We start from the raw sequence: 24,907 nt of genomic DNA on the forward strand, positions 1-24,907 counted from the left end.
TCGATGGTGCCGGGGATGCGGTCGAGGACGTCGAGGGTGGCTTGTACGTGTGCGGTGCCGACCGTGCCTTGCGCGAACGCCTCGGCGAGGCAGGGGTGTTCGGGTGGTAGGACCTCGCCGCCGAGGCTGGTCCGGTGGGCGGTGGCGTCCATCTGCTTACGGCGCCGCATCGGGTTCGACACTCGTAGCCGGTGGGTCATGTACTGCATCAGGGTCCGACAGCCGGCTTTTCGGGGCAGGTCGCGAGCCTCGACCTGATCGATCTGCCGGTCACCGGCGACGGTCAACCGTGCGATGGCGCGTTCGGTTTCCGCGGTCACGTCGGCGAGTTCGGCATCGGTACACGGTGACAGATCCACGGTCTGCAACTTGTCGAGGGTGCGGTGGAGATCGGCAACCAATTCGACCGCACGAGGGGTCGGCGCGTCGGTGCCGACGTCTCGTTGGGAATCGAACACGACCTCACCCCCCTGTGGTGAATCGAATGTGGGTCCAACTCTACCGGCTATTAGGTTGGTGTGCAACGAATTTCGTCTTCTTGTGGGTGACGGACGGTTGTCGGTGGGGGATGGTAAGGCGGTTCGCGCCACAGCGCGGAGTGCATCATCTCAGCGGTTTGGTAGGCCGCGAGCAGTGATCCCATGGCGTGCGGCATCCGTCACCGATACCGTCGGCGAGATGGCCCGCACCCAAGAGATCCTCGCTACCCCACGCGGACGATTCCTCTGCGCGAACATGGCATTCCGTTACGCCACAGGTGAACGGGTCGATCAGTATCGGCGACCTCGGGCATCTCCAGACGTTCGGCCGCGATTCGGAGCGTCGACGTTGAAGGCCTCGTGGCGGCGGATGAATGGGAGCTCCTGGGTGCACTCGGGTACGCGGTGGACTTCGCTCGGTACTGGCAGCCTCCCGACGAGGAGGACATCCGCTATGCCGCACCTGAAATCGTTGCGCTCCTCGAGCCGGTAGCGGGGGTGTTGCTCCGCCATCCGGTCTGTGCATGGTGGGACGACCCGGTCGATCTCGCATTCCAGCGCGTGATCGCCTACCCGTTCGGAAGCGAGGCGCTCCCGGAGTCCGCCCTGCCATACCGGAGCGAGCGCGTGCGGTGGGATGAGTGGCGGGCCCACGTCGAAGCCGGCGAGGCGCGCTCGCGTCGGGAGTTCGAGCGCAATCCTCACCGCGCGTTCAGTGACGAGTGGTGGTCGACGCCGTAAGCCGCGGGGACGGTGCAGACGACGCGTGCCCGCCCGGGCCTCGGCGCGTTGCAGCTCGTCGCCGAGGAAGACACCTCGATCGGAGAGGAGGCCCGAGTCTGGACGGTGTCCGTCGGCGAACCCGCGCGGGTATACGAAGTCGCGGCACCCGCGGACTGGGCTCGGCTGGTCGACCGCTACCCACTCGAGGTGACCGCGTCGAGGAGATGGGACTGGTACAACACCACCGGACGGCATCGCCGCTGGTTCGTGCCCGACTGGCAAGCCGTCGCCGCCGACCTCGATGCCGTCCACGTGAGCGTCAACGGTTATCTGACGAGTGCGGGGATCGAGATCCCACTCCCGGAGCGGGACGGGGCCACGGTGCTGGCCGGATGGGGCCCGGACGTGACGTGGTGGCTCGACCCCGGTTCCATCCGCATCGACGATGTGCCCGTCTTGTGGCGTCGTGACGACGAATGGTGGGTTCCAACGCTGGCGGGTGACCGATCAACCCGATGACCGTGTGCGGCGGGTCGTGTCGTCGTACCGTTGACCATGCATTCCGACGTCTCCTGGCTCACCGTCGTGCGGCGGCTTCCGTTCACCGTGGCTCTCGCGGCGGCCCTGCTGATCGTCGGTGCGACGACCGGATCGCTGTGGGGTAGGGCGAACGACAAGTCGTGGTATCACGAGGTGGCCTTCGGGCTCCCGGCGCTCCGAGAGGGCAAGTGGTGGACGCCGGTCAGCTCCGCGTTCGTCGAGCCCGGACCCTGGCTGTACCTGCTGGCGCTGGTGGCGGTCGTCGTCGGAATGGGTTGGGCCGAATGGCAGTTGGGCACCGTGAAGGCCGTTCTGGTCGGTGTGGGCGGCCACCTGATCGCATCCCTGCTGACGGTGTTGCTGCTGTGGTTGCTTTCCTCCGAGGTCACGTCGTGGCGGTGGGCGGAGCAACTCGCGGAGTCGCGCGCCACCGGGGTGGGGGCGTTGGTGGTCTCGGCGGTCGCGGTGGCCTCGGCGACCGTGCGTTCGCCCTGGCGGCTACGTGTCCGGGTCCTGTTGGGCGCCATCGTCTCGGTCGCGTTCCTGTTCGAGGGGACCCTCGCCTCGGTCGAGTACGTTCTCGCCGCGATCATCATGCTGATCGTGGGGGAGAAGTTCTTCGCCACCAACGAACACGGTTGGGTGCCGCGGACCCGGCGTGAGGTCCGCATGCTGGGTTGCGCTGCCCTGTTGGTCATCGCGGGCGCGAACCTCCTGGTGTTCCTGTTCCCGGGCAGCGGGCCGCTCGGGCCGACCGACGCCGGGGACGACTCGGTCTTCACGATGCTCATCGGCCTCGTCGTCAACGTGCTCATCGCCGATCAACTCCGGCGAGGTAAGCGGTGGGCGTGGTGGGTGGCCGTCGTCCTCGGTGCGCTCAACGTCATCGCGACCCTGCTGGCGGTGATCCTGGTGGTCTTCACCGACGTGTCGTCGGAGGGCGCCGTGACGCTCGGAACCACGTTGCTCTGGGTGCTGGTCCTGGCCATCCTGATCCCCGGCCGGTTCGCGTTCGCGGTGCCGTGGCGCGTGCGTCAGGTCGGTGCGTCCGTCGACGGCGACGACCCGGTCGCCCGCGTCAAGGAACTGCTGCGCGCGCACGGCGGCGGCACGATGTCGTGGATGACGACCTGGCCGGGCAACAGCTACCAGTTCACCGGCGCTGCGGGCGATCTCGACGACCAGTCCGTCGTGACCTACCGAAAGCACGTCGGGACCATGGTGGCCCTGGCCGACCCGGTGTGCGCACCCGAGCGGTTGGCCGACGCCGTCGACGCCTTCGTCGACCTCGCGGAGAGCGCCGGCGCGACTCCGTGCTGGTTCTCGATCGGTTCGGCGACCTCGGAGATCGTCACCGGACGCGGATGGCTCAGTGTGCAGATCGCCGAGGACACGATCGTCGACCTGCCGGGTCTGGAGTTCAAGGGCAAGCCCTGGCAGCACGTGCGATCGGCGATGAACAAGGCCACCAAGCAGGACATCTCGATGCGGATGGTCTCGCTGGCCGACGAGTCGTTCGCCGTCAGGACCCAGGTGCGCGCGATCTCGGAGGAGTGGGTGGGGGACAAGGGCCTTCCCGAGATGGGATTCACCCTGGGCAGTGTCGAGGAGGCGATGGACCCCGCGGTCCGGGTGGCACTCGCGGTGGATCCGACGGGCAACGTGCACGGCGTGCTCTCGTGGCTACCGGTGTACGCGCCGGGTGGCGACGTCGCGGGGTGGACGCTCGACATCATGCGACGCCGAACGGACGGGTTCGGGCCGGTCGTCGAGTATCTCATCGCGTCGTCGGCAGTCGCCTTCAAAGACGAGGGAGCGCAGTTCATCTCGCTGTCTGGCGCACCGCTGGCGCGAACGGGCGACTTCGACGCCGAGCCGCTCGACAAACTGCTCGACACGCTTGGTGCCGCGCTCGAGCCCTACTACGGATTCCGCTCACTGCACACCTTCAAGAAGAAGTTCAATCCCCGCTACGAGCCGGTGTATCTGGCCTTCCGGGACGAATCCGACCTGCCGCGTATCGGTGTGGCCATCTCCAGGGCGTACCTGCCGGATGCCACGACCGGTCAGCTGGTCCGGCTGGCGGCGTCACGAGGGGAGTGACCCGCCCGCCCCGGCTGTGAAGGCATCGTTCACGGGAATCGCCGCCTGAGTTCACCATCCGGTCGTCTCCGACGGCGAGACTTCGCCAGTGTCATCGGTCGACGAACATGTGCTGCCCGCAACGGGGCGGCGTCCCTGGCGAAGCTATGGGCTGTTCCTCCTGCTCGTCGTGCCGAACCTCGTCCTCCTCGGCGTGTTCACGTATCGACCGCTCGTCGAGAACATCCGGATGTCGTTCTACGACTGGAACATCGCCGAGGCGGGAGCGACGTTCGTCGGGATCGACAACTACCTCGAATGGTTCACCCGTGCCGATACCCGGGTGATCGTCGCCAACACCGTCATCTTCACGGTCGCCGCTGTCGTCGGCAGCATGGTCATCGGCCTGGCGCTCGCACTGTTGCTCGACCGCACACTGCGGGGCCGAAATCTGGTGCGGTCGGCGGCGTTTGCTCCGTTCGTGCTGTCCGGGGCGGCGGTCGGCATCGCCTTCCAGTTCGTCTTCGACCCCAGTTTCGGCCTCGTCAACGACGTGATGGTGCGCCTCGGACTGGGCTCTGCACCTGACTTCTACCAGCAGCCGTCGTGGGCACTGTTCATGATCACGGTGACCTACATCTGGAAGAACCTCGGCTACGCCTTCGTCATCTATCTGGCTGCGCTGCAGGGTAAGCGGACCGACTTGGACGAAGCGGCCGCGATCGACGGAGCCAGCTGGTGGACCTACTTTCGCAAGGTGCTGTTGCCGCAACTGCGGCCCACGACCTTCTTCCTGTCGATCACCGTGCTGCTCAACTCGTTACAGGTGTTCGACATCATCAACGTGATGACCCGGGGCGGCCCGTTGGGCAACGGCACAACCACGATGGTCTACCAGGTCTACGAAGAGAGTTTCGTGAACTTCCGTGCCGGCTACGGCGCCACGGTCGCGACCGTCATGTTCGTCGTCCTGCTGACCATCACCGTGATCCAGGTGCGCATGATGGACAGGGGAGCGCGATGAGGCCCGTCACCACGGTGTCCAGACGGGTTGCCACGCCGGGGCACACAGACCAGTCCGGACATCCGCCGGCGGGTCCCGAGAAGAAGCGACGGCGCCCCGACGGTGAGGCGATGACGCCGGCCACCCGCCGACGACTGGCCGACGCGTGCGGGTACGCGGCGATGACGGTGGTGCTGGTGATCATCGCGCTGCCCCTGGTGTGGATCCTGTTGGCGTCGTTCAAGGATCGCACCGAGATCTACGTGCAACCGGCCGTGTGGTGGCCGTCGACGTGGCGTCCAGAGAACTACGTCGAGGCCACGACGTCAGTACCGTTCTGGAGCTACCTGCGCAACTCGGTCATCGTGACCTCGATCCTCGGCGTGGCCAAGTTCGTGCTGGGCGTGCTGAGCGCGTACGGGCTGGTGTTCCTGCGCTTCCCGGGCAAGAACATCGTATTCGTCGTCATCATCGCCGCGCTCATGGTGCCCAACCAGATCACCGTCATCACCAACTACGCCCTGGTGGCCCAACTGGGACTGCGGAACACCTTCATCGGCATCATCCTGCCGCTCGCCGGTGTCGCATTCGGGACCTTCCTGATGCGCAACCACTTCCTGTCCATCCCGCCCGAGATCATCGAGGCGGCGCGGATGGACGGGGCCGGTCACTTCCGCCTGCTCACCAGAGTGGTGCTGCCGCTGTCGATCCCGACGATGGTCGCCTTCGCGACAATCACCCTCGTCAACGAGTGGAACGAGTACCTGTGGCCGTTCCTGATGGCCGACGACGCCTCGGTTGCCACGCTGCCCGTGGGATTGACCCTCCTGCAGAACAGCGACGGTCTCACCAACTGGGGCCCGGTCATGGCGGCGACCGTGCTCGCAATGCTGCCGATGCTCGTCCTCTTCCTGGCCCTGCAACGGCACATGATCAAGGGCCTCACCTCCGGGGCGGTCAAGGGCTGACCGGCCGGCACCCCACCAGCCAGAACACCTGGCGCGAGAACACCCCCGCGCGAGAACGACTGACACACAGACGATCGAAGGAGACGACAGATGATGAACATGTCCCGGCGCGGGTTCCTCGCCGCGTCCGCGACGGCCGCGGCCGGTGCTCTGGTGGCCGCATGCGCCGGAACCTCGGGTGACGGCGGTTCGTCGTCGGGCGACGCCTCGAAGCTGAGCTTCTGGTCGAATCACCCCGGCAAATCCATCGAGGTCGAACGAGAACTCATCTCTCGATTCGAGGCGGCCAACCCGGGCATCACCGTGCAGCTCGTCGACGCCGGCAAGAACTACGAGGAGGCGGCGCAGAAGTTCAACGCCGCGCTGTCCGGCGGCGCCGTGCCCGACATCATGATCCTGTCCGACGTCTGGTGGTTCAACTTCGCGCTCATCGGCGCGATCAGCCCCCTCGACGACCTCTTCGGCCGTGCGGACGTGAATAACGCCGACTACGTCGATTCGCTGGTCGGCGACTACAAGTGGAACAACCAGACGTGGGCGTTGCCGTACGCGCGGTCGACTCCGCTGTTCTACTACAACAAAGACGTGTGGCGCCGGGCCGGCCTGCCCGACCGCGGCCCGCAGACCTGGGACGAGTTCGACAACTGGGGCCCGCGGATCCAGACCGTGGTCGGCGGCGACAAGCGCGCGCACGGCTGGGGCAACGCGACCGACTACCTCGGATGGACCTTCCAGGGGCCGACCTGGACATTCGGCGGCGCCTACTCGAACGACTGGGAGCTGAAGTTCACCGATCCGAAGACCGTTGCGGCCGCGCAATATCTGAGCGACTCGATCAACACGAAACGGTACGCGAAGATCTCCAACGACATCGCCGGCGACTTCAGCGCCGGCATCATCGCCTCGACCATCGCCTCGACCGGCGATCTGTCGGGCATCACGGAGAACGCCGCCTTCGACTTCGGTACTGCTTTCCTGCCCGCGCCGCAGGGGGTCTCGGGTTGCCCGACGGGCGGTGCCGGTCTCGCGGTCCCGGCCAAACTGTCCGACGAGCGCAAGGTCAACGCGCTGAAGTTCATCGAGTTCATCACCAACACCGAGAACACCGCCTACTTCTCGCAGAATGTCGGCTACATGCCGGTGCGCAAATCCGCGCAGGACGACCCGTCGATGGTCGCGTTCCTGGAGAAGAACCCGAACTTCGCCACCGCCATCGAGCAGCTTCCGCGGACACAACCGCAGAACAACGCGCGGGTCTTCGTCCCCGGCGGCGACAAGATCATCGGCACCGGTTACGAGCGCATCGGCCTGCAGAACGCCGATGTCGCCGCGACCCTCGCCGACACCCAGCGCCAGATCGCGCAGATCTACGAGGCGCAGATCGCGCCGAAGCTCCCGTCATGACGGGCGACGTGGCGTGGCCGGTTGTGGGCCGGCGACGAGGGGGCCGGTCGTGGCATCGGTGACCTTCGACGGCGCGACCCGGCGCTTCGCCGACGGCCAGAAACCCGCCGTCGACTCGCTCGACCTGGCCGTCGACGACGGCGAGTTCATGGTCCTCGTCGGACCGTCGGGATGCGGGAAGTCGACGAGTCTGCGGATGGTCGCGGGTCTGGAGTCCGTCGAGTCGGGGGCGATCCTGATCGACGACGTCGACGTCGTCGGAAGGGCGCCGAAGGCCAGGGACGTGGCGATGGTCTTCCAGAACTACGCGCTCTACCCGAACATGACGGTCGCCGACAACATGGGATTCGCACTGCGCAACGCCGGGATGAGCAAGGCGGACACCGCGTCCCGGGTCGGTGAGGTCGCCGAGATGCTGGAACTCACACCGCTTCTCGACCGCAAACCGGCGAAGCTGTCCGGTGGGCAGCGACAGCGGGTCGCGATGGGTCGTGCCATCGTGCGACGTCCCAAGGTGTTCTGCATGGACGAGCCGTTGTCGAATCTCGACGCCAAGTTGCGGGTGAGCACGCGTGCCCAGATCGCGGCCATGCAGCGGGAACTCGGCATCACGACGCTCTACGTGACCCACGACCAGGTCGAGGCGATGACCATGGGGCACCGGGTCGCCGTGCTCGATCACGGTGTGCTGCAACAGGTCGGGAGTCCGCGCGAGATCTACTCGCGGCCCGCGAACCTGTTCGTGGCGTCGTTCATGGGCTCACCGCAGATGTGTCTGATCGACGCCCGGGTGGACGCGGGCATCGTACGCCTCGGTGGCGCCGAGGTCCGGGTTCCGCCGTCGGTGCTGTCGTCGGCGTCCGCGGGCGACGTCGTCGTCGGTCTGCGTGCCGAGTCGTGGCAGGTGTCGGCTGCACCGCAGGCCGGGAACCTCACCGCAACGGTCGATCTCGTCGAGGAGCTGGGGGCCGAACAGTTCGTCTACTGCAGCGCGGACGTCCGGTTGCGCGGGAGTCGCATCGTCATCCGTGTCGATCATCGCCGGACGATCGAGGTCGGTGACGTGATCGGGCTGACCCCGGAGGTCGACGAGACGTACTGGTTCGATCCGATCAGCGGGGTCGCCCTCGACGACCCGCGTCGTCACGACCTCAGCGCGGGACCGAAACCTCTTCGGTGATCGCGGCTTCGGGCAGGGAGATCCGATCGGGACGGCTGTAGATCACCATCGACTCGCCGCGAGAGAAGCCGACGAGCGTGATGCCGAGATCGTCGGCGGCGTCGGCCGCCAGTGACGACGGCGCGGAGACCGCGCACAGCATCGGGATTCCCGCCATCGCGGCTTTCTGGACGAGTTCGAAGCTCGCGCGGCCGGAGACCTGGAGGACGGTGCCCGACAGGGGTAGTCGGTCGGCGAGAACCGCCCACCCGATCACCTTGTCCACGGCGTTGTGCCGACCGACGTCCTCCCGGACGGCGAGCATGCGACCATCCGCGTCGAACAGCGCGGCGGCGTGCAGGCCACCGGTCTTGTCGAAGACGCTCTGTTCGGCGCGCAACCGGTCGGGGAGGTCCAGGACCGTCCCGGCGGCCACGCTCATGGTGTCGGCGGCGGGATCATGGACCGACGCGGTGTGGACCGCGGCGATGCTGTCCTTGCCGCAGATGCCGCATGCACTCGTAACGGGGTTGGCGCGGACCAGCTCGGAACCGGGTGGGGGCACATGCGGGGCGAGCGTCGCGTCGATGACGTTGTAGGTGTTGGCGCCCTGTGCGTCGGTGCCTGCGCAGTAACGGGCCGTCGAGTAATCCGCGCCGGTGGTCACCACACCTTCGGAGACCAGGTAGCCGGCGACCAGTTCGAAGTCGTGGCCGGGAGTGCGCATGGTGACCGCGAGTGTGCGCCCGCCGACCCGGATCTCGAGCGGCTCTTCGACGGCCAAGGTGTCCGCGCGCTGTGTCGGCTCAGCGTCGCGTCGAACGCGGGTGACACGGCGGCGTGCGGTGATTCGTCCCACCGGCACCACGGTAGTCCTGAGACTGTTCGTGGCTGCGGTCTCAGACGTCGAGCACCAGGGTGACCGGGCCGTCGTTGACGAGACCGACTTCCATGTGCGCCCCGAAACGGCCGGTGGCCACGGTGGCGCCGGCGGCCCGGAGCGCGTCGACCACCGCGTCGACCAGCGGTTCGGCGACGGGCCCGGGCGCGGCGGCATTCCACGACGGGCGCCGGCCCTTTGCGGTGTTGGCATAGAGCGTGAACTGGCTGATCACCAGGATCGGGGAGTCGAGGTCGGCGGCCGCGCGTTCGGGGCCGTCCCCGCCGTCGAAGATCCGCAGGCGCCAGATCTTGTCGGCGAGCCGGACCGCGTGGTCGGTGGTGTCGTCGTGCGTGACCCCCACGAGCGCGACGAGACCCGCGCCGCCGGGCGGGATGTCGAGCTCGCCGACGACCTCGCCGTCGACGCTCACACTCGCTCGGCTGACGCGCTGGAGCACGGCGCGCATCGATCCTCCTTCTCGGTATCTGCGGCCTGACGGCCGTCGTGGACTACGAAAGAACCCGTTGTGCTCGGCGCGAGCCCAATCACTGCTCCCTGAGGAGGCCGGAGCTTGCGGAGGCCGTCACGAAGGGTCCTGGTGAGTCGGTTGCGGAGACCCTTCGTGACGCGCCCTCCGCAAGCTCCGGGCGCTCCTCAGGGAGCAGGGGGCAGGGCGTTCTTTCGGATCAGGTGTGGAGGTCATCGTCAGGGTGTGGAGGTCCGGGTGCGGTGCACGGACGGGGTGTTCAGTCCAGCGCGAACGTGACCGTGACGGTGAAGGTGAGTTCCTGCTGGCCGGGCTCGACCGGTACGGGCGCGGCCGCCACGTCGCGTTCGAAGGTACCGGGCGAGACCGGCTGTTCCTGGCCGCTGGTGCTCTCCTTGATGGTCAGCACGTCGCCGAGCGAGTCGCCGGCGAGACCGGCGTACTGCTGCGCGCGGCCCCGGGCGTCGGTGAACGCGGCTTCGCGCGCCTTCTCGAGGAGTTCCGAGTCGTCGTCGATGGCGAAGGCGACGTTGTTGATGCGCGTGTTGTCCCCACCGGCGGTCGCGGCGGCGCTCAGCACGGTCGACGCCGTAGAGATGTCGCGGATGGTCACGCGGATGGTGTTGGTCGCGGTGTATCCACTGATCTGGCTCGAACCGCCGGGTGCGGCACTCGAATACTGCGGGTTCACCGACACCTGCTGCGTGGCGACGTCCTTGCGCTCCACTCCGGCCGCGACGACCGCGTCGGTGACCGCGGTGACCTTGGCGCTCGTCTCGTTCAGCGCGGTCGTCACATCGGACGCGGTCGCCTCCACGCCGATGTCGGCGCGCAGGGTGTCCGGGGTGCCGCTGACCTGGCCCGACCCGACGACGGTCACCGACCGTGGCTGCCCGCCGGTGTCGCTGCCGCACCCGGCCACCACCAGGACCACCGCGGCGAGCGCCGCGAGGACCGATGTCGTCCGGAGTGCGGGGCGCAGTGTGTCGGCGCCGCGTGTTTTCGTCATCGGTCGACCGGGTCGCGCATCAGCAGGGCCAGGAGCCACCCGACCACCGACACGACGATGGCGCCGAAGATCGCCGACCAGAAGAAGTCGTCGACCTCGAGCCCCCAGTGCGTGGTGTTGCGGGTGATCCACGCGGTGAGCTCCAGCATCAACGCGTTGATGACGATGTGGATCAGACCGAGCGTGAGGATGTAGAAGGGGATCGCGATGATCTGCACGATCGGTTTGATGATCGCGTTCAGGACGCCGAAGATCACGGCGACCACCAAGGCGATACCGACCTTCTCGGCGGTCGTCGAACCGCCCACGAAGTCGATGCCCGGCACGATCAGCGTCGCGACCCACAGGGCCACCGCGGTCAGCACGGTGCGGACGAGGAAGGCAAGCATGAGCGACAGTGTGCCAGCACCCTCGCCTCAACCATCGATCTGATCGCGACGGAACGTCATCATGGCGCGGATCGCGTCGTCTGACGGAGGGGCTTCGGGCTGGAAACGTACGGTGCCCTTCTGGACGTCGAAACCCGCGAGATAGGGCCGCCCGGCGTCGACCGCCTCGGGGCTGAACGGGTACAGCCCGATGTGATTCTTCGTGCGCATCACCGACAGGAGCGGGCTACCGCGATACGTCAGGGCCTCCCATCCCGTAGCCCTTGCCCTGCGTGGTGCCGGGGACCGTGTGGCGGGAGACGTCATAAGTCCGGGAGATGACCGCGCGGTCGTCCGGGTCGAGCCCGTCGAGATAGTCGTCGACCGTCCCCATCCGCTTCGGACCTCCTTGCGACGCCGCGCACGCATTTGGCCTGGCCTGCCTGTTCGCGTAGCATGGACCGTCGGTGCGCATCGCGCGCCGGGCCTCGGCGTGTCAGCACGTGGGTCCGGTCGGCGCACACCGGGTGCAGGTCCTCGCGGACCGGTGCCCACACCCTAACGGACAAACACTGATTCAACCCGGCCAATGGGCCGCGACGTCGCCCAGATGTCGTGGTCACGGCCAGGATCGCGGAGGACATGGCGAAGAAAGACGGGGCCATCGAGGTCGAGGGTCGAGTGATCGAACCCCTGCCCAATGCGATGTTTCGTATTGAGCTGGAGAACGGACACAAGGTTCTCGCCCACATCAGCGGCAAGATGCGGCAGCACTACATCCGCATCCTGCCCGAGGACCGGGTCGTCGTGGAACTCTCGCCCTACGACCTGGCTCGTGGGCGAATCGTGTACCGCTACAAGTAGGACTTTCCCGGCGTCGCCGGGGACAGACTTCCCGGACATCCGTTCGGGAGGAGACCGACACCCACGTGTACGGCCGTTTCGGCGTGCGCGCGGGCGAGCCGAGCAGGAGAGATTGACGTGAAGGTTCAGCCGAGCGTCAAGCCGATCTGCGAGAAGTGCAAGGTGATCCGCCGTAACGGTCGGGTCATGGTGATCTGCGAGAACCTGCGTCACAAGCAGCGTCAGGGCTGATCACGCGCACCCTCCGGGTCGCTTGAGTCAGAACAACTGAAGATCGACAACTGAATACAACAGGACCTCCCAACACCAGCGGCGACAGACGCGTCACCGCCTACCTCCGGATCAGAGGCCGGAGCCCACGAGGCCGGACACACGGTTCGGCACCAGCTCGCGGGACGGACTGGGAGCAGACCTCTGAGAATCGAAAAGGAAATCCGCCACATGGCACGTGTTGCTGGTGTGGATCTCCCCCGCGAGAAGCGGCTGGAGATCGCACTGACCTACATCTACGGAGTTGGGCGTACCACCTCCAAGGAGATCCTCGAGGGAACGGGCCTGAGCCCTGACCTCCGAGCGAAGGATCTCACCGACGCAGACGTCTCGAAGCTGCGTGAGTACATCGAAGCCTCGGTGAAGGTCGAGGGTGACCTCCGTCGCGAGGTGCAGGCCGACATCCGTCGCAAGATCGAGATCGGCTGCTACCAGGGTCTGCGCCACCGTCGTGGCCTGCCCGTTCGTGGACAGCGCACCAAGACCAATGCCCGCACTCGCAAGGGCCCGAAGAAGACCATCGCCGGGAAGAAGAAGTAATGCCTCCGAAGTCACGTAGCGCAGGCCCCAAGAAGGGCACCCGCCGTCGCGATAAGAAGAACGTCCCGCACGGCCACGCACACATCAAGTCGACGTTCAACAACACCATCGTGTCGATCAGCGATCCCAGCGGCAACATCATCAGCTGGGCATCGTCGGGCCACGTCGGTTTCAAGGGCTCGCGCAAGAGCACCCCGTTCGCGGCTCAGCTCGCGGCCGAGAACGCTGCGCGCAAGGCCCAGGAGCACGGCGTCAAGAAGGTCGACGTGTTCGTCAAGGGACCGGGTTCGGGTCGCGAGACCGCCATCCGCTCCCTGCAGGCAGCCGGCCTCGAGGTCGGCACCATTTCCGATGTCACCCCGCAGCCGCACAACGGTTGCCGTCCGCCCAAGCGGCGTCGGGTCTAGCGGGAAAGGGAGGAACAGAGAAACATGGCTCGTTATACCGGCCCCGCAACCAAGAAGTCTCGTCGTCTTCGCGTCGACCTGATCGGTGGAGACGCTGCCTTCGAGCGTCGCCCCTACCCGCCCGGCCAGCACGGCCGCTCGCGGATCAAGGAGAGCGAGTACCTGCTCCAGCTGCAGGAGAAGCAGAAGGCGCGCTTCACCTACGGCGTCCTGGAGAAGCAGTTCCGCCGCTACTACGAAGAGGCGAACCGTCGCACCGGCAAGACCGGTGACGAACTGCTGAAGATCCTCGAGACCCGTCTCGACAACGTGATCTACCGCTCCGGCATCGCGCGTACCCGTCGCCAGGCCCGCCAGCTGGTCAGCCACGGCCACTTCACCGTCAACGGTGTGAAGGTCGACGTGCCCAGCTACCGCGTCAGCCAGTACGACATCATCGATGTCCGCCCGAAGTCGCTGCAGACCGTCCCGTTCCAGATCGCCAAGGAGCTCGTCGGCGATCGTCCGGTTCCGGGTTGGCTCCAGGTCGTGCCGTCGACCCTGCGTGTTCTCGTGCACAGCGTGCCCGAGCGTGCCCAGATCGATGTCCCGCTGACCGAGCAGCTCATCGTCGAGTTCTACTCGAAGTAACACCGCCCGACAGCAACAGCTGTTCGGTACACCCCTCGAGGCCGTCATATAGCGGGCGGCCAAAGGAGAGATCCACAGAATGCTCATCTCACAGCGACCCACCCTCACCGAGGAAGTCCTCGCCGAGAACCGCTCGAAGTTCGTCATCGAGCCGCTCGAGCCGGGCTTCGGCTACACCCTCGGCAACTCGCTGCGTCGTACCCTGCTCAGCTCGATCCCGGGTGCAGCCATCACCAGCATCCGCATCGACGGTGTCCTCCACGAGTTCACCACCGTGGCCGGGGTCAAGGAGGATGTCACCGACATCATCCTGAACCTCAAGGGCCTCGTGGTCAGCTCGGACGAGGACGAGCCGGTCACCATGTACGTGCGCAAGCAGGGTCCGGGCACCGTCACCGGTGCCGACATCGTGCCCCCGGCCGGTGTCACCGTGCACAATCCCGATCTGCACATCGCCACCCTGAACGACAAGGGCAAGCTCGAGATCGAGCTCGTCGTCGAGCGGGGCCGCGGCTACGTCCCGGCCGTGCAGAACAAGGCGTCGGGTGCCGAGATCGGCCGCATCCCGGTCGACTCGATCTACTCGCCGGTGCTCAAGGTGACCTACAAGGTCGAGGCCACCCGTGTCGAACAGCGCACCGACTTCGATCGACTGGTGCTCGATGTGGAGACCAAGAACTCGATCAGTGCGCGTGACGCGCTGGCATCGGCGGGCAAGACCCTGGTGGAGCTGTTCGGGCTCGCCCGGGAGCTCAACGTCGAGGCCGAGGGCATCGAGATCGGGCCGTCGCCGGCCGAGGCCGACCACATCGCCTCGTTCAGCCTGCCGATCGAGGATCTCGAGCTGACCGTTCGTTCCTACAACTGCCTCAAGCGCGAGGGTGTGCACACCGTCGGCGAGCTGGTTGCGCGGACCGAGTCGGATCTGCTCGACATCCGCAACTTCGGTCAGAAGTCGATCGACGAGGTCAAGGTCAAGCTGCACGCGCTCGGTCTGTCTCTCAAGGACAGCCCGGCCAGCTTCGATCCGTCGCAGGTCGCGGGTTACGACCCGGCCACCGGCACGTGGTCGGAAGACGCGTCCTTCGACGCCGATTCCGGTGAGGATTTCGCGGAGACCGAGCAGCTGTAGTCGCTACGACGCGGCGGTAGCTGTCACTGCCCAACCCTGACTTCCGCATCGAGTGATGCGGGGTCCTCCTAGGAGAAGACAATGCCCAAGCCCACCAAGGGTGCCCGCCTCGGCGGGTCGGCCAGCCACCAGAAGGCGATGCTGGCGAATCTCGCCACCTCGCTCTTCGAGCACGGCCGCATCACCACCACGGAAGCCAAGGCCAAGCGCCTGCGTCCGTACGCGGAGAAGATCATCACCCACGCCAAGGCCGGCAAGCTGGCCAACCGCCGTGAGGTGCTGAAGGACATCCGTGACAAGGACGTCGTGCACACGCTGTTCGACGAGATCGGCCCGTTCTTCGCCGATCGTCCCGGTGGCTACACCCGCATCATCAAGACGCTGCCGCGCAAGGGCGACAACGCCCCCATGGCCGTGATCGAGCTGGTGCGCGAGTCCACCGCGTCGAGCGAGGCCAGCCGCGCGACCCGCGTCGCCGCCTCCAAGAAGGCCGCCGAGGACAAGCTCGACGCCACCGAAGAGGTTGTCGCTGATACCGATTCGGCTGACGCGAACGTGGTGGAGGCCGTCGAGGCCGACGCCACCGATGCCGAGGTCGCCAACGCCGAAGCTGTCGCCGAGGCCGTCGACGACGAGTCCACCGCCGCGACCGCTCCCGATGCCGAGGCAGCCGGAGCCGACGTCGACGGTGAGAAGAAGTAGTCGACTGAGTCGAGAACCGCAGACCGAACCCGTCGGCGCCGATTCCGGTGCCGGCGGGTTCTGTCGTCTCCGCTTCGACATCTCGTACGACGGCACCGACTTCGCCGGATGGGCACGGCAGGTCGGCCAGCGCAGCGTGTGCGAAGAACTCGAGACCAGGTTGTCGACGGTCCTGCGGGTGCCGGTGCGTCTGACCGTGGCGGGGCGCACCGACGCCGGTGTGCACGCCACTGGGCAGGTCGCGCACGCCGAGGTTCCGCGGTCGGTACTGGAGACCCGATCGATCGCCGGCGACCCAGCGACGCTCGTCGGGCGTCTCGCGAAGATGTGTCCCGATGACGTCCGGGTGACGGCCGTGCGCGTCGTCCCGGAGGAATTCGACGCTCGGTTCTCGGCGTTGCGCCGGCATTACCGTTACCGGTTGACAGATGCGCGGTGGGGTGCCGAACCGGTGGTCGCGCGGACGACCGCGACATGGCGTCGGCCGCTCGACGTCGACGCGTTGAACGCGGCATCGTCGGAGTTGCTCGGCCTGAACGACTTCGCGGCGTTCTGCCGTCGGCGGGAGGGTGCGACCACGATCCGGGAATTGCAGCGGTTCTCTTGGACTCGGGACGCCGAAGGAGTCCTCGTCGGCGAGGTGAGCGCGGACGCGTTCTGCTGGTCGATGGTGCGGTCGCTGGTCGGCGCGGTCGCGAGTGTGGGCGACGGCAGGCGCGACATCGACTGGTGCCGTGGCCTTCTCGAGGAGCGGGAACGCAGTAGCCAGGTACCCGTCGCCGAGGCCCGGGGTCTGTGCCTGGTCGGCGTCGACTATCCCGCCGACGATGAACTCGCCGCTCGCAACACGGTGACCCGCGACGTGCGCGGGTCGACCGGTTGCTGCGGTGGGTGACCACCCGCCGTCTCGCCGGGTCCCCGGAGTTGTTGTGACACAGAAGGCCCCGGGGACGGATCCCCGGGGCCTCCTCGAGCGCAGCGGTCAGTTGCCCAGCTTGAGGCCGTTCTTGTCCCGAACACTGCCGGTCAGCATCATGATGCCGTCGACCAGCGCCCAGATGGCGACACCGAAAATGATGACGAACCCGATCAAGAAGATCGCGGTGATGTAGCCGAGGATCGTCAGGCCGAGTTGGATCGCGCCGGTGGTGTTGTCGCCGATGTAGAAGCGCCCGACGCCCAAGCTGCCCAGGAAGATCTGCAGCAGGCCGGCAACCAGCTTCGACTTGTCGGACAGCGGTTCGCCGGTGGCCGGGTCACGGCCGTAGGGAGCAGTGGGGTCGGGTGCGCCGCCGTAGCCGTAACCGGGCGCCGCGGGATACCCGCCCTGCGGAGCCCCGTACTGCTGGGGTGCGCCGTACTGCTGCGGTGCCCCGAACTGCTGGCCCCCGTACTGCTGGTCGCCGTACTGCTGGGGTGCCCCGTACTGCTGGTTCCCGTATTGCTGGTCGCCGTACTGCTGGCTCCCGTACTGCTGGTCGCCGTACTGGGGATTGCCGCCGCCGGGCTGCGAGGTCCCGGCGGTGCCGAACTCCGAACCCCCCGGCTGCTGGCCGGGGTCGGTGCCGTACGACGGCGAGGCGTCGGCCGGTGGCTGCTTGACGAACGGGTCGTGGGGCTTGTCGCCCGGGTTGTCTGGTGTGGTCATCGGGTGGTCCTCCTCGTGACTGGATGGAGCGGCGTGCTCATCTCGAACGTGCGGGCGGCTCAGGCGACGGTAGCCAGTTCGCGTGCGTAGTACACGCGACCGGACACATCGCTCATCGTCCAGGGCGACGTGGCGGGGATGTTGGTGACGTGCATCGCGCCGCCCGCGCCCCGGACCCGTACCTGGATGAAGCCCGTTGTGCGCCGTTCTTTCATCAGCAAGAACAGCAGACTCAGAAAGCAGATCAGAAAGAACCCGACGAGCGCCAGCACCAGGCCCGTCTGCGACATCTGTTCGGAGGACACGGACATGTCGGTGACCTCCCACTGCGAACCCGCGAGCGGGAACGTGCCCGACGGCGTGATCACGTAGTGCTGGGTGCACGTGATGTCACCGATGACCACGAGCGGCGGCTCGGGTAATGCTGCGGCACCCGCGTCGAAGAACGGCCCGGGCGGCGCGTAACCCATGCCGGGGCCCGGGAATTGGGCGGGAGCGGGCACGAAGCCGGGACTGGAGTCGTAGGCGTTCGGCTGATGCGGCAACGGACGGGTGCCGTCATTGCCATTCCCCGGGTACGTCATCCCGCAATGGTGGCATACGCGAGTGTGTTTCGGGTCAGGTGGCGTTGCGCTCGTCTCCGAAGGCCTCGAGCACCTCGTCGACGGTCTCGTCGTCGCCGACGAACTGCTCCGGATGGGCGCCCTCGGACATCAGATGCCGCCAGTTGAGCGGGTCGAATTCCACCGGCGCGTGGCGCGCGATGAAGTCGATGACGATCCGGCAGAACCGTTCGGGGTCGTCGTGGAACGGGAAATGTCCTGAGCCGGAGAAGGTCTCGAACTCCGAGTGTGGGATCGCCGAGTGCGCCAGTTCGCCGTGGTGATGGGGGATCACGACGTCCCGGTCGCCCCACACGAGCAGGACCGGCAGGCGCTCGGTGAGGTAGCAGCGGTCGAGCATCGTGACGGACTGGCCGCGCCAGTCGACGACGGCGCGCAGAGTACGGAGGAAGGCGGCCGATGCGGTGGGGTCGGCGAGCCCACCGAGGACCCGCATGAGGTCCACGTGGTCGGCCAGTAGATGTTCGGGCGTGGCCGAGGACGGGAACAGGGGCGGCACCGGCGCGGCGACGATCGCTTTCGCGAGCGTCGTGAGACCAGGGATCACGCCGGGGACGCGGAGTACCGACAGCACCTGCGGGACGACGGGCAGCGAGAACAACCGCAGGGCGGGGTTGACGTCGCGGGTGACCCCGCCGGCCGCGACCAGCACCAGGCGCTCGACGAAGCGCGGGAACTGATAGCAGAACTGCATCGCGACGCCGCCGCCCAGGGAGTGGCCGACGACCGTCACCTTGCTGATCCCCAGGACGACGAGGAGGTCGCGCATGCCGTTGGCGAAGGCCGGCACCGAGTAGTCGGCGCGTGGCTTGTCCGATTCCCCGTGGCCGAGCAGGTCGGGTGCGATGACGGTGTAGTGCTGCGCGAGGATCGGGATGACCTCGTCCCACGTCGACGAGTTGTCACCGATGCCGTGGATGAGCAGCAGCGCCGGACCGCTGCCGGCGATCCGGTAGGCGCGCCGGTAGCCGTGGATGGTGTGGTACTCGATGCGGACGTCGGTGTCGGAGACCGGACGCAGCGTCGGACCGGACGTCGTTGTCGGGGACGGATCCCGGTGCTTGGTGGGCACTGTCTCTCCCCTCGGTGTCGCTCGGGCGGTGTCGGTCGCGTCCTCGCGACGGAGCGGTGGATGGCATTGGGCGTTGTCCCGCTAGGCGTCGAGTAAACCGCATCACCGGTCGTCGTGCGCGGCGGGTGCCGGGTGCCGGCTGCGACCTGGGTTGCCGGGATCTGAATGGTTGCCGACGCTTTGCCACGTCGCGACGGTCACCGGGCCCCGGCGGGTCGCTGCGCCACTAGTGTTGGATTCGATGAACCCCTTCGACATCGAGTCCTTCGTGGCCACCGGTGGCCTCATCGGACTCTGCGTGCTGATCTTCGTGGAGACCGGCATCCTGGTCGGGTTCATCTTTCCCGGCGACTCGGTGCTCTTCACCGCCGGCGTGTTCGCCGCGCAACCCGATCCCTTCGCACCGCTGTGGCTGTTGTGCCTGGCTGTGCCGCTGGCGGCGATCATCGGCGACCAGTGCGGCTACTTCATCGGCCGCCGTGTGGGGCGCGGGGTGGTCGAGGGCAAACTGATGCGCACCATCGGACCCGAGTATCTGGCCAAGACGAACCAGTACTTCGACCGCTTCGGGCCGCTCACCGTGTTCTTCGGCCGGTTCATCGGGATCGTCCGCACCCTGACCCCGCTGGTGGCGGGCTTCAGCGGCATGCCACATCGGACGTTCACCCTGTTCAGCGTGCTCGGCAGTTTCACCTGGGCGGCCGGGATCATCCTGCTCGGCTACTTCCTCGGCAACATCCCGGTCATCCGCGACAACATCGAGATCTTCATCATCGCCTCCGTGTGCACGATCGTCATACCGACATTCATCCACTTCGGTCGGCGCTGGCGGATCGCGCGGCGCGATCGGCGCGCCGAGACGCCCTGAGGCGAACCGCCGGTCCCTGAGGAGCGCACGGAGCTTGCGGATAGGCGCGACCAACCCACGCTCCCTGAGGAGCGCCCGGAGCTTGCGGAAAGGCGCGACCAACCGCCGCTCCCGGAGGAGCGCCCGGAGCTTGCGGAAAGGCGCGACCAACCGCCGCTCCCTGAGGAGCGCCCGGAGCTTGCGGAGGGCGCGTCACGAAGGGTCTGCCCCGCGTCTCACCAGGTCCCTTCCGCCGCCCGGAATCAGGGGTCGGTCAGCGGAGGAACGGCTCCTCCCGTTGTCCGGGGCCACCCGAGAAATCGTCGGCGATGGTCGCCGCGAGTTCGACGAACGATCGCTTCGTCGGCTTCGACATCAGTTCGAGGTCGACGTCCGCGCCTTCGGCGAGGTGGTCGTCGAACGGGATCTTGTGCACGGCGCGGCACCGCGTGAGGAAGTGTTGACCCAGCTGGTCGGTGTCGATGGTCGACGACCCGGGTCGCGACGAACTCAGGACGACCACGGCGCGCGAGACGAGGTGCCCGAAACCGTGCGCCTCCAGCCAGTCCAGGGTCGCGCCGGCGCTGCGGGCGCCGTCGAGAGCCGGGGAACTGACGAGGATGATCGTGTTCGCGAGGTCGAGGACCCCGTTCATCGCCGAGTGGCTCAGACCGGTGCCGCAGTCGGTGATGATGATGTTGTAGAAGCGCTGCAGCACGGTGATGACGCCGCGGTACTCCTCCTCGTTGAACGCCTCGGCCATCGCCGGATCTCGTTCGGAGGCAAGGACTTCGAGGCGACTCGGCGCCTGCGATGTGTGGGCCCGGACGTCTGAGTAGCGGTAGACGTTCTCATCGGCGAGCAGGTCGCGGACGGTCGACCGGGTCTGCTGCGGAATGCGTTGTGCGAGCGTACCGAGGTCGGGATTGGCGTCGACGGCGATGACGCGGTCGCCCCGCAGGGAGGCGAATGTCGAGCCGAGACCGACGGTGGTCGTGGTCTTGCCGACTCCGCCCTTCAGCGACAGCACGGCGATCCGATAGTCGCCCCGGACCGGCCGGTTCACCCGTTCGAGCAGCTGCTGGTATTCGATGTCGCCCTGTGACTCACCGGGATTGATCGCGCCGGCCGACAGCGTGTGCACCGCACGACGCCAGCCGCGACTCGGTGCGCGACGGGCCTTTCGGATGAGGGCCACCTCGTCGAGCGAGGGGCCTCCCGACGGCGGCCCGTACCCGTGCTGCATCGGCTGCCCGGGAAAGGCGGGGGCGGGACCGGGGCCCATCGGAGCGGGGCCCGCGTACGGCGGAGGGTGATGGCCGGCGACTGGAGTCGGTGGCATCCCCGGCTGGGCGGACCACGCGGGAGCGGACTGGGGAGCCGGCGGGGCGGGCGGCACGATCTGCGGCGCGGCGGGGTGCGGCGGCATTCCGGATGACGGTGCCGGGCCGGTGACGTGACCGGGTCCGAGGTTGTCGGGTCCGAAGTGGTCCGGCCCTGGGACGGGAGGGGCCTGCGGCGACCACGGGGGAGCGACCGGGTTCTCAGTCGGTGAGATCTCGGGACGCGGCTCCGGCGGAACGGGCCCGCCGTGAGGATGCGGATCGGCGGGCGCGGCCCCGGGGTGGTCGGCGGCGCCGGCGTGGTCGGCGGGCGGAAGAACGGCGGCGGGATGGTCGGGCGGTGGCGCCGACCGGCTTTCGAAGTCCGGCCGCGGGGGCATCGTCTCGCGGGCCGGTGATCCGCTGTCCGGACGTGCGGACGGTCCCCGGGGTGCGGGCGGCGCGGGCGCTGCTGCCGGCGGCTGTTGTGGAGCGGCGGTCGGCGGGGCGAACTGCAGCCAGGGCGGCGGCGCCGGGGCGTCGGCATCAGGGGTGCCGGGCCCGGTTCCGTCCGGTCTCGTCGGGTTCTCGTACGTCATCGGGGAATCCTCTGGTCAAGCGGCCGGGCGCCGATCGCGTTGCGGCGAGTTCGGCGAGGCGTGCAGCGATCCACCCCGTTTTGTCGATCGACCCCGGCTGCGTCCTGCGGCAGTCTACCCAAGGTCCTCGACCTGGTCCGGACGACGTCCACAGAGCCGTCTCGAGGACACGCGTTCGGCATAGTGCATCTCTGGTGTGGTGAGGCCGAACCGAGTATGGCACTATGCAGACACTCAACACATGTGCGCAGCGGGGTGCGCGGTTCTTCACGGATCCGTATGTGGGAGGTCTGGTTCCGTCGAACGAAAATTCGATGGAACCGGAAGGGGCCCCGGCTGCGTCATATTCGGCGTGAAGGGGGTGCAGCTTTCCATGACCTACTCCGACGATCCTCGGGATCTCGTCGACTGTGATCCCGACGACCCGTGGGCGGTGTTGCACGAGTTCGTGACCGCGCGGTCACGGTCGGGCGGGCTCGGCGTCCGGACCACCGCGCAAGGTCTTCCGGTGGCAGTTCGTATCGAGGCGTCCGAACTCGACAAGGATCCGGTTCTGCTCGCCGGGGACATCCTCCGACTCTGTCAGCAGGCGGCGATGTCCGCCGGTATCCGGCTCCGCGAGAACCTGCTCGCCGCCGGCATCGACCGGGACCTCGTGCAGGAGATGCAGTTGCCCCGCCCGGACGATCTCGCACGAGCCGAGTGGCGCGACGACGAGGAAGCCGACGCGCCCGCGTCGTGGTTGCAGCGATGACCTGGGGAATGGACGAACTCGAGGCGCGCGCGCAACGGCAGCTCGACGGCCTGCACGGGTTTCAGGAGAAGCTACGCGCGATCTCGGTCCGGGAGACGTCGTCCGACGGGCTGGTCACCGCCGAGGTGGACGGCAAGGGCGCGCTCATCGACCTCGAATTCGCCTACGGCGCCAACGAACTCGGTGCGAGCCGGCTGGCCGACCAGGTCGTGACGACCGCCGCGCTGGCCGCACAGAAGGTCTACGCCCGGATCGCCGCGGTGACCGAGGAGTTCAACGAGTCGTTCGGCGACATGCTGGCCGCTCGTCCGGCCGAATGACGGACCCGGCCGACATGACACCGATCCATCAGACTGACACCCACGAGGGGGTTCGAGAATGACGAACGTCAAGGTGACGCCGGAGGTGCTCGAGGGCTTCGCCGCCACGAACGCCGCGATGGCGACCGCCGTCGGCACCGCCGGGTCGATCGACGCCGCGGCCAACACAGCGGCGATGGTCCCCGTCTTCGGGCTCATCGGGCAGGAGTTCCTCGCCGCCTTCATCGCTGCGCAGGCCAGTCACCTCATGTCCGTGGGGCAACTCGCGGCCGTGCATGCCGCCACCGCGGCATCGACTGCGGCGGGTCTCGCCGAGTTCGAGGGCACCGACGCCGCCAGCGCCGCAGCCATCCGTTCGGTGCTGTGACGGTTCCACCGCTACCGGGCATCCCGGATGTGCCTGCCCTGAATCACATGACGGTGCAGGAGATGATCGAGGCGACCCCGCTCGGCCCGATCCTCGACCGCACGGTCGCCGACGTCCTGGGCGGACTGGGTCTGCCTCCGCTGCCGGTGCTGCCCCCGTTGCCGCCGATGCCGGGACTGCCACCGCTGCAGCCACCGAACCTGGACATGTTCATCAAACCGATGACCGATCTGCTGGGTGGTTTCGGCACCGGTGATCTCTCGGGTGGCGGATTCGACCCGACCGTCATCTTCGAGAGCCTCACCAAGGTGCTCGAGACGTCGATGACGATGGGGCAGAGCGCACTCAAACTCGCCGACCAGCTGTGGGCAGGGCAGGGCGCGGTGAGCGCCGGCGCCAAGACCGCCGAGGCGGGGGCGAACAGTTCGGCTCTGGCCACGCAGGGGTCGGGGATCTCGTTGGATACCAAGACGGCGGCCGCGATCGTGGCAAAGGGCTTGGCAGTGGTGCAGGGGATCATCGCGGCGACGGTCGCGAAGATCACCGGCTTCGCGGTACCGATGATGATGACACCGGCGGTCGGCGCAGGCTTCGCAGCTGCGGCCGGGTTCGCCTCCGTCGGACTGTCGCAGGCGACCGCCGCGGTCGCGGTGACCCGGGCCGAACTACTCGGCCCGACGACGGCTATGGCCGTAAACGGTGCCCCGGTCGCCGTCACCGGTGCACCCACCGCGGGCGCGGGACAATCGCCGTTCACGCTGGCCAGCTCGATCCTCGACTTCGTGTCGCCGGCGATGTCGACGGCCACCGAACTGCCCACCTCGCTGATGCAACCGATCAGCAAGATGCTGAACGTCGAACACGGTTCACCTGCCGTCGTCCCGGCTGCGCTGTCGCCGAAGTCGAAGGGCGCGGGCGGCGGTGGTGGTGGCGGGGGAGGCGGCGGTGGCGGTGGCATCGGAGGCGTGGGCGGAATAGCGACGCCGCTGGGTGCTTCGCGGCCGACCGTCCCGACGAACTTCACCCTCGGCGAACCCGCGCTCGGCGCATCGACGACCGCCAGGCCTGTGACGGCGCCTGCCGCGATGCCGATGGGTGGCGCACCGATGGGCGGTGCCCCGATGGGTGCCGCCGGCGCGCGGGGCGCGGGCGCTGCGGACGACCAGCACTCGGTACCCGACTATCTGGTCACCGAGGACAACGGCCGTCGCGTGGTCGGTGAGTCGCCTGAGGTCGCGCCAGCGGTCATCGGCCATGAGGAAGCCGCAGAACCCGATCCCAGCCCGGACATCGAACTGCGACTGGGCGTGCCCGGTCCGAAACGAAACGAGGAAGTATGAGCAACTCGCAACTCCGCGTCGAACCCGCCGAACTGGTCTCGGCGGCAAGCGACCTCGACCGGATCGCCGATCGCCTGGAGCACGCGCTCACCGCCGCCGGTCGGGCGTTGCCCGTGGCCGCGCAGGGTCGCGATGAGGTCTCGACCGCAGCTGCCGAGAGTTTCACGACGGTGGCCGAGAAGTTCGAAACCGACGCGGCGACGGGAGTTCTGGAGATGCGGAAGATCGCCGCCGTACTCCGCGCGCAGGCCGCCGGCTTCATCGAGGGCGATGCCGAGGCGTCGGACGCCTTCCGGGTGGCGCTGTAGCAGAGCGCGAACCGCCTGCGTAGCAACATCATTCCGCTCACACATCCACAATCCGCC

At 67.6% G+C, this 24,907-nt stretch carries 32 protein-coding genes; 21 read left to right on the top strand and 11 right to left on the bottom strand.

The window, feature by feature from the left end; all coding sequences use genetic code 11:
- Positions 1-458, bottom strand: a 458-nt coding sequence (locus B1818_RS16135; protein WP_139363034.1) for a DUF222 domain-containing protein, incomplete at its 3' end; no start/stop codon positions are given.
- Positions 459-839: 381 nt separating this feature from the next.
- Here B1818_RS16135 and B1818_RS24465 point away from each other — a divergent pair.
- The 7 genes from B1818_RS24465 to B1818_RS16165 all read left to right on the top strand — a co-directional run bounded on the left by B1818_RS24465 (position 840) and on the right by B1818_RS16165 (position 8,379).
- Positions 840-1,220 carry a hypothetical protein gene (locus B1818_RS24465; RefSeq protein ID WP_254859721.1) on the top strand — a complete coding sequence of 127 codons (381 nt, stop codon included), beginning with the start codon at positions 840-842 and terminating at the stop codon, positions 1,218-1,220.
- Between the two features lie 12 nt (positions 1,221-1,232).
- On the top strand, positions 1,233-1,721 hold the full coding sequence (locus B1818_RS24470) for a hypothetical protein (protein ID WP_249145031.1): 489 nt from the start codon (positions 1,233-1,235) through the stop codon (positions 1,719-1,721).
- A gap of 36 nt (positions 1,722-1,757) precedes the next feature.
- Positions 1,758-3,845, top strand: a complete 2,088-nt coding sequence (locus B1818_RS16145; RefSeq protein WP_078113308.1) for a bifunctional lysylphosphatidylglycerol flippase/synthetase MprF — start codon at positions 1,758-1,760, stop codon at positions 3,843-3,845.
- 88 nt (positions 3,846-3,933) lie between these two features.
- Positions 3,934-4,848 carry a carbohydrate ABC transporter permease gene (locus B1818_RS16150; protein ID WP_176455940.1) on the top strand — a complete coding sequence of 305 codons (915 nt, stop codon included), beginning with the start codon at positions 3,934-3,936 and terminating at the stop codon, positions 4,846-4,848.
- Between the two features lie 110 nt (positions 4,849-4,958).
- Positions 4,959-5,795 carry a carbohydrate ABC transporter permease gene (locus B1818_RS16155; protein ID WP_078113309.1) on the top strand — a complete coding sequence of 279 codons (837 nt, stop codon included), beginning with the start codon at positions 4,959-4,961 and terminating at the stop codon, positions 5,793-5,795.
- 90 nt (positions 5,796-5,885) lie between these two features.
- Positions 5,886-7,199: an ABC transporter substrate-binding protein gene (locus tag B1818_RS16160; RefSeq protein ID WP_078113310.1), complete on the top strand. Its 1,314-nt coding sequence runs from the start codon at positions 5,886-5,888 to the stop codon at positions 7,197-7,199.
- 49 nt (positions 7,200-7,248) lie between these two features.
- Positions 7,249-8,379: an ABC transporter ATP-binding protein gene (locus tag B1818_RS16165; protein ID WP_078113311.1), complete on the top strand. Its 1,131-nt coding sequence runs from the start codon at positions 7,249-7,251 to the stop codon at positions 8,377-8,379.
- Here the strand turns inward: B1818_RS16165 and fdhD are convergent.
- The 6 genes from fdhD to B1818_RS24480 form a co-directional block, all read right to left on the bottom strand.
- Positions 8,351-9,217 (bottom strand): formate dehydrogenase accessory sulfurtransferase FdhD, encoded by an 867-nt coding sequence (gene fdhD / locus B1818_RS16170; protein WP_078113378.1) that lies wholly within the window; start codon positions 9,215-9,217, stop codon positions 8,351-8,353. The two genes, B1818_RS16165 and fdhD, sit on opposite strands and share 29 nt — an antisense overlap.
- A gap of 40 nt (positions 9,218-9,257) precedes the next feature.
- Positions 9,258-9,707: a D-aminoacyl-tRNA deacylase gene (gene dtd, locus B1818_RS16175; protein ID WP_078113312.1), complete on the bottom strand. Its 450-nt coding sequence runs from the start codon at positions 9,705-9,707 to the stop codon at positions 9,258-9,260.
- A gap of 280 nt (positions 9,708-9,987) precedes the next feature.
- On the bottom strand, positions 9,988-10,737 hold the full coding sequence (locus tag B1818_RS16180; protein WP_078113313.1) for an SIMPL domain-containing protein: 750 nt from the start codon (positions 10,735-10,737) through the stop codon (positions 9,988-9,990).
- Entirely contained in the window at positions 10,734-11,126 is a 393-nt protein-coding gene (locus B1818_RS16185) for a phage holin family protein (RefSeq protein WP_058251965.1), read from the bottom strand. Before B1818_RS16185 ends, B1818_RS16180 begins: the two co-directional genes overlap by 4 nt.
- 27 nt (positions 11,127-11,153) lie before the next feature.
- Entirely contained in the window at positions 11,154-11,336 is a 183-nt protein-coding gene (locus tag B1818_RS24475; protein WP_254859723.1) for a hypothetical protein, read from the bottom strand.
- A 16-nt stretch (positions 11,337-11,352) separates the two neighbouring features.
- Positions 11,353-11,499, bottom strand: a complete 147-nt coding sequence (locus B1818_RS24480) for a hypothetical protein (protein ID WP_247449915.1) — start codon at positions 11,497-11,499, stop codon at positions 11,353-11,355.
- A gap of 248 nt (positions 11,500-11,747) precedes the next feature.
- Here B1818_RS24480 and infA point away from each other — a divergent pair, with 248 nt between their 5' ends.
- From infA to truA, 8 genes are all read left to right on the top strand, one after another.
- Positions 11,748-11,969, top strand: coding sequence for a translation initiation factor IF-1 (gene infA, locus B1818_RS16195; RefSeq protein WP_004023539.1), 222 nt, complete (start codon positions 11,748-11,750; stop codon positions 11,967-11,969).
- Positions 11,970-12,086: 117 nt separating this feature from the next.
- Entirely contained in the window at positions 12,087-12,200 is a 114-nt protein-coding gene (rpmJ, locus tag B1818_RS16200; RefSeq protein ID WP_005207978.1) for a 50S ribosomal protein L36, read from the top strand.
- 210 nt (positions 12,201-12,410) lie between these two features.
- Positions 12,411-12,779 (top strand): 30S ribosomal protein S13, encoded by a 369-nt coding sequence (gene rpsM / locus B1818_RS16205; RefSeq protein WP_004023537.1) that lies wholly within the window; start codon positions 12,411-12,413, stop codon positions 12,777-12,779.
- Positions 12,779-13,186 carry a 30S ribosomal protein S11 gene (gene rpsK / locus B1818_RS16210; RefSeq protein WP_004023536.1) on the top strand — a complete coding sequence of 136 codons (408 nt, stop codon included), beginning with the start codon at positions 12,779-12,781 and terminating at the stop codon, positions 13,184-13,186. Before rpsM ends, rpsK begins: the two co-directional genes overlap by 1 nt.
- Before the next feature lie 24 nt (positions 13,187-13,210).
- Complete coding sequence (rpsD, locus tag B1818_RS16215) at positions 13,211-13,816, top strand: 30S ribosomal protein S4 (protein WP_058251964.1); 606 nt, start codon at positions 13,211-13,213, stop codon at positions 13,814-13,816.
- 79 nt (positions 13,817-13,895) lie between these two features.
- Positions 13,896-14,948, top strand: a complete 1,053-nt coding sequence (locus B1818_RS16220; RefSeq protein WP_058251963.1) for a DNA-directed RNA polymerase subunit alpha — start codon at positions 13,896-13,898, stop codon at positions 14,946-14,948.
- Positions 14,949-15,029: 81 nt separating this feature from the next.
- Entirely contained in the window at positions 15,030-15,650 is a 621-nt protein-coding gene (gene rplQ / locus B1818_RS16225; protein ID WP_065631830.1) for a 50S ribosomal protein L17, read from the top strand.
- Positions 15,607-16,545: a tRNA pseudouridine(38-40) synthase TruA gene (truA, locus tag B1818_RS16230; RefSeq protein WP_078113314.1), complete on the top strand. Its 939-nt coding sequence runs from the start codon at positions 15,607-15,609 to the stop codon at positions 16,543-16,545. The genes rplQ and truA overlap by 44 nt, the downstream gene beginning before the upstream one ends.
- An 87-nt stretch (positions 16,546-16,632) precedes the next feature.
- Here the strand turns inward: truA and B1818_RS16235 are convergent, their stop codons facing one another.
- Genes B1818_RS16235 through B1818_RS16245 form a run of 3 tightly spaced genes read right to left on the bottom strand, consistent with a single transcriptional unit; the run spans position 16,633 to position 18,993 of the window.
- On the bottom strand, positions 16,633-17,298 hold the full coding sequence (locus tag B1818_RS16235; protein ID WP_078113315.1) for a TM2 domain-containing protein: 666 nt from the start codon (positions 17,296-17,298) through the stop codon (positions 16,633-16,635).
- A 59-nt stretch (positions 17,299-17,357) separates the two neighbouring features.
- Positions 17,358-17,882 (bottom strand): hypothetical protein, encoded by a 525-nt coding sequence (locus B1818_RS16240; protein ID WP_065631832.1) that lies wholly within the window; start codon positions 17,880-17,882, stop codon positions 17,358-17,360.
- Positions 17,883-17,916: 34 nt separating this feature from the next.
- Positions 17,917-18,993, bottom strand: a complete 1,077-nt coding sequence (locus B1818_RS16245; RefSeq protein WP_078113316.1) for an alpha/beta fold hydrolase — start codon at positions 18,991-18,993, stop codon at positions 17,917-17,919.
- Between the two features lie 241 nt (positions 18,994-19,234).
- On the opposite strand from B1818_RS16245, the gene B1818_RS16250 reads away from it, so the two are divergent.
- On the top strand, positions 19,235-19,861 hold the full coding sequence (locus B1818_RS16250; protein WP_078113379.1) for a DedA family protein: 627 nt from the start codon (positions 19,235-19,237) through the stop codon (positions 19,859-19,861).
- Positions 19,862-20,114: 253 nt separating this feature from the next.
- Here the strand turns inward: B1818_RS16250 and B1818_RS16255 are convergent, their stop codons facing one another.
- Positions 20,115-21,761, bottom strand: coding sequence for a MinD/ParA family protein (locus B1818_RS16255; RefSeq protein WP_078113317.1), 1,647 nt, complete (start codon positions 21,759-21,761; stop codon positions 20,115-20,117).
- A 373-nt stretch (positions 21,762-22,134) separates the two neighbouring features.
- Here B1818_RS16255 and B1818_RS16260 point away from each other — a divergent pair, with 373 nt between their 5' ends.
- The 5 genes from B1818_RS16260 to B1818_RS16280 are packed head-to-tail and all read left to right on the top strand — an operon-like array spanning position 22,135 to position 24,850.
- Positions 22,135-22,515: a hypothetical protein gene (locus tag B1818_RS16260; protein ID WP_078113318.1), complete on the top strand. Its 381-nt coding sequence runs from the start codon at positions 22,135-22,137 to the stop codon at positions 22,513-22,515.
- Between the two features lie 8 nt (positions 22,516-22,523).
- The gene (locus tag B1818_RS16265; protein ID WP_078113319.1) at positions 22,524-22,835 is read left to right on the top strand and encodes a YbaB/EbfC family nucleoid-associated protein; all 312 of its coding nucleotides are present in this window, start codon (positions 22,524-22,526) and stop codon (positions 22,833-22,835) included.
- Positions 22,836-22,893: 58 nt separating this feature from the next.
- A complete protein-coding gene (locus B1818_RS16270; RefSeq protein WP_058251955.1) occupies positions 22,894-23,202 on the top strand; it encodes a type VII secretion target in 309 nt (102 codons plus the stop codon).
- 47 nt (positions 23,203-23,249) lie between these two features.
- Entirely contained in the window at positions 23,250-24,542 is a 1,293-nt protein-coding gene (locus B1818_RS16275; protein ID WP_254859724.1) for a hypothetical protein, read from the top strand.
- The gene (locus B1818_RS16280) at positions 24,539-24,850 is read left to right on the top strand and encodes a PE family protein (protein WP_065631837.1); all 312 of its coding nucleotides are present in this window, start codon (positions 24,539-24,541) and stop codon (positions 24,848-24,850) included. Before B1818_RS16275 ends, B1818_RS16280 begins: the two co-directional genes overlap by 4 nt.
- Positions 24,851-24,907 lie beyond the last annotated feature (57 nt).

This window comes from Gordonia sp. IITR100 (assembly GCF_002009645.1).
Lineage (GTDB): Bacteria > Actinomycetota > Actinomycetes > Mycobacteriales > Mycobacteriaceae > Gordonia > Gordonia hongkongensis.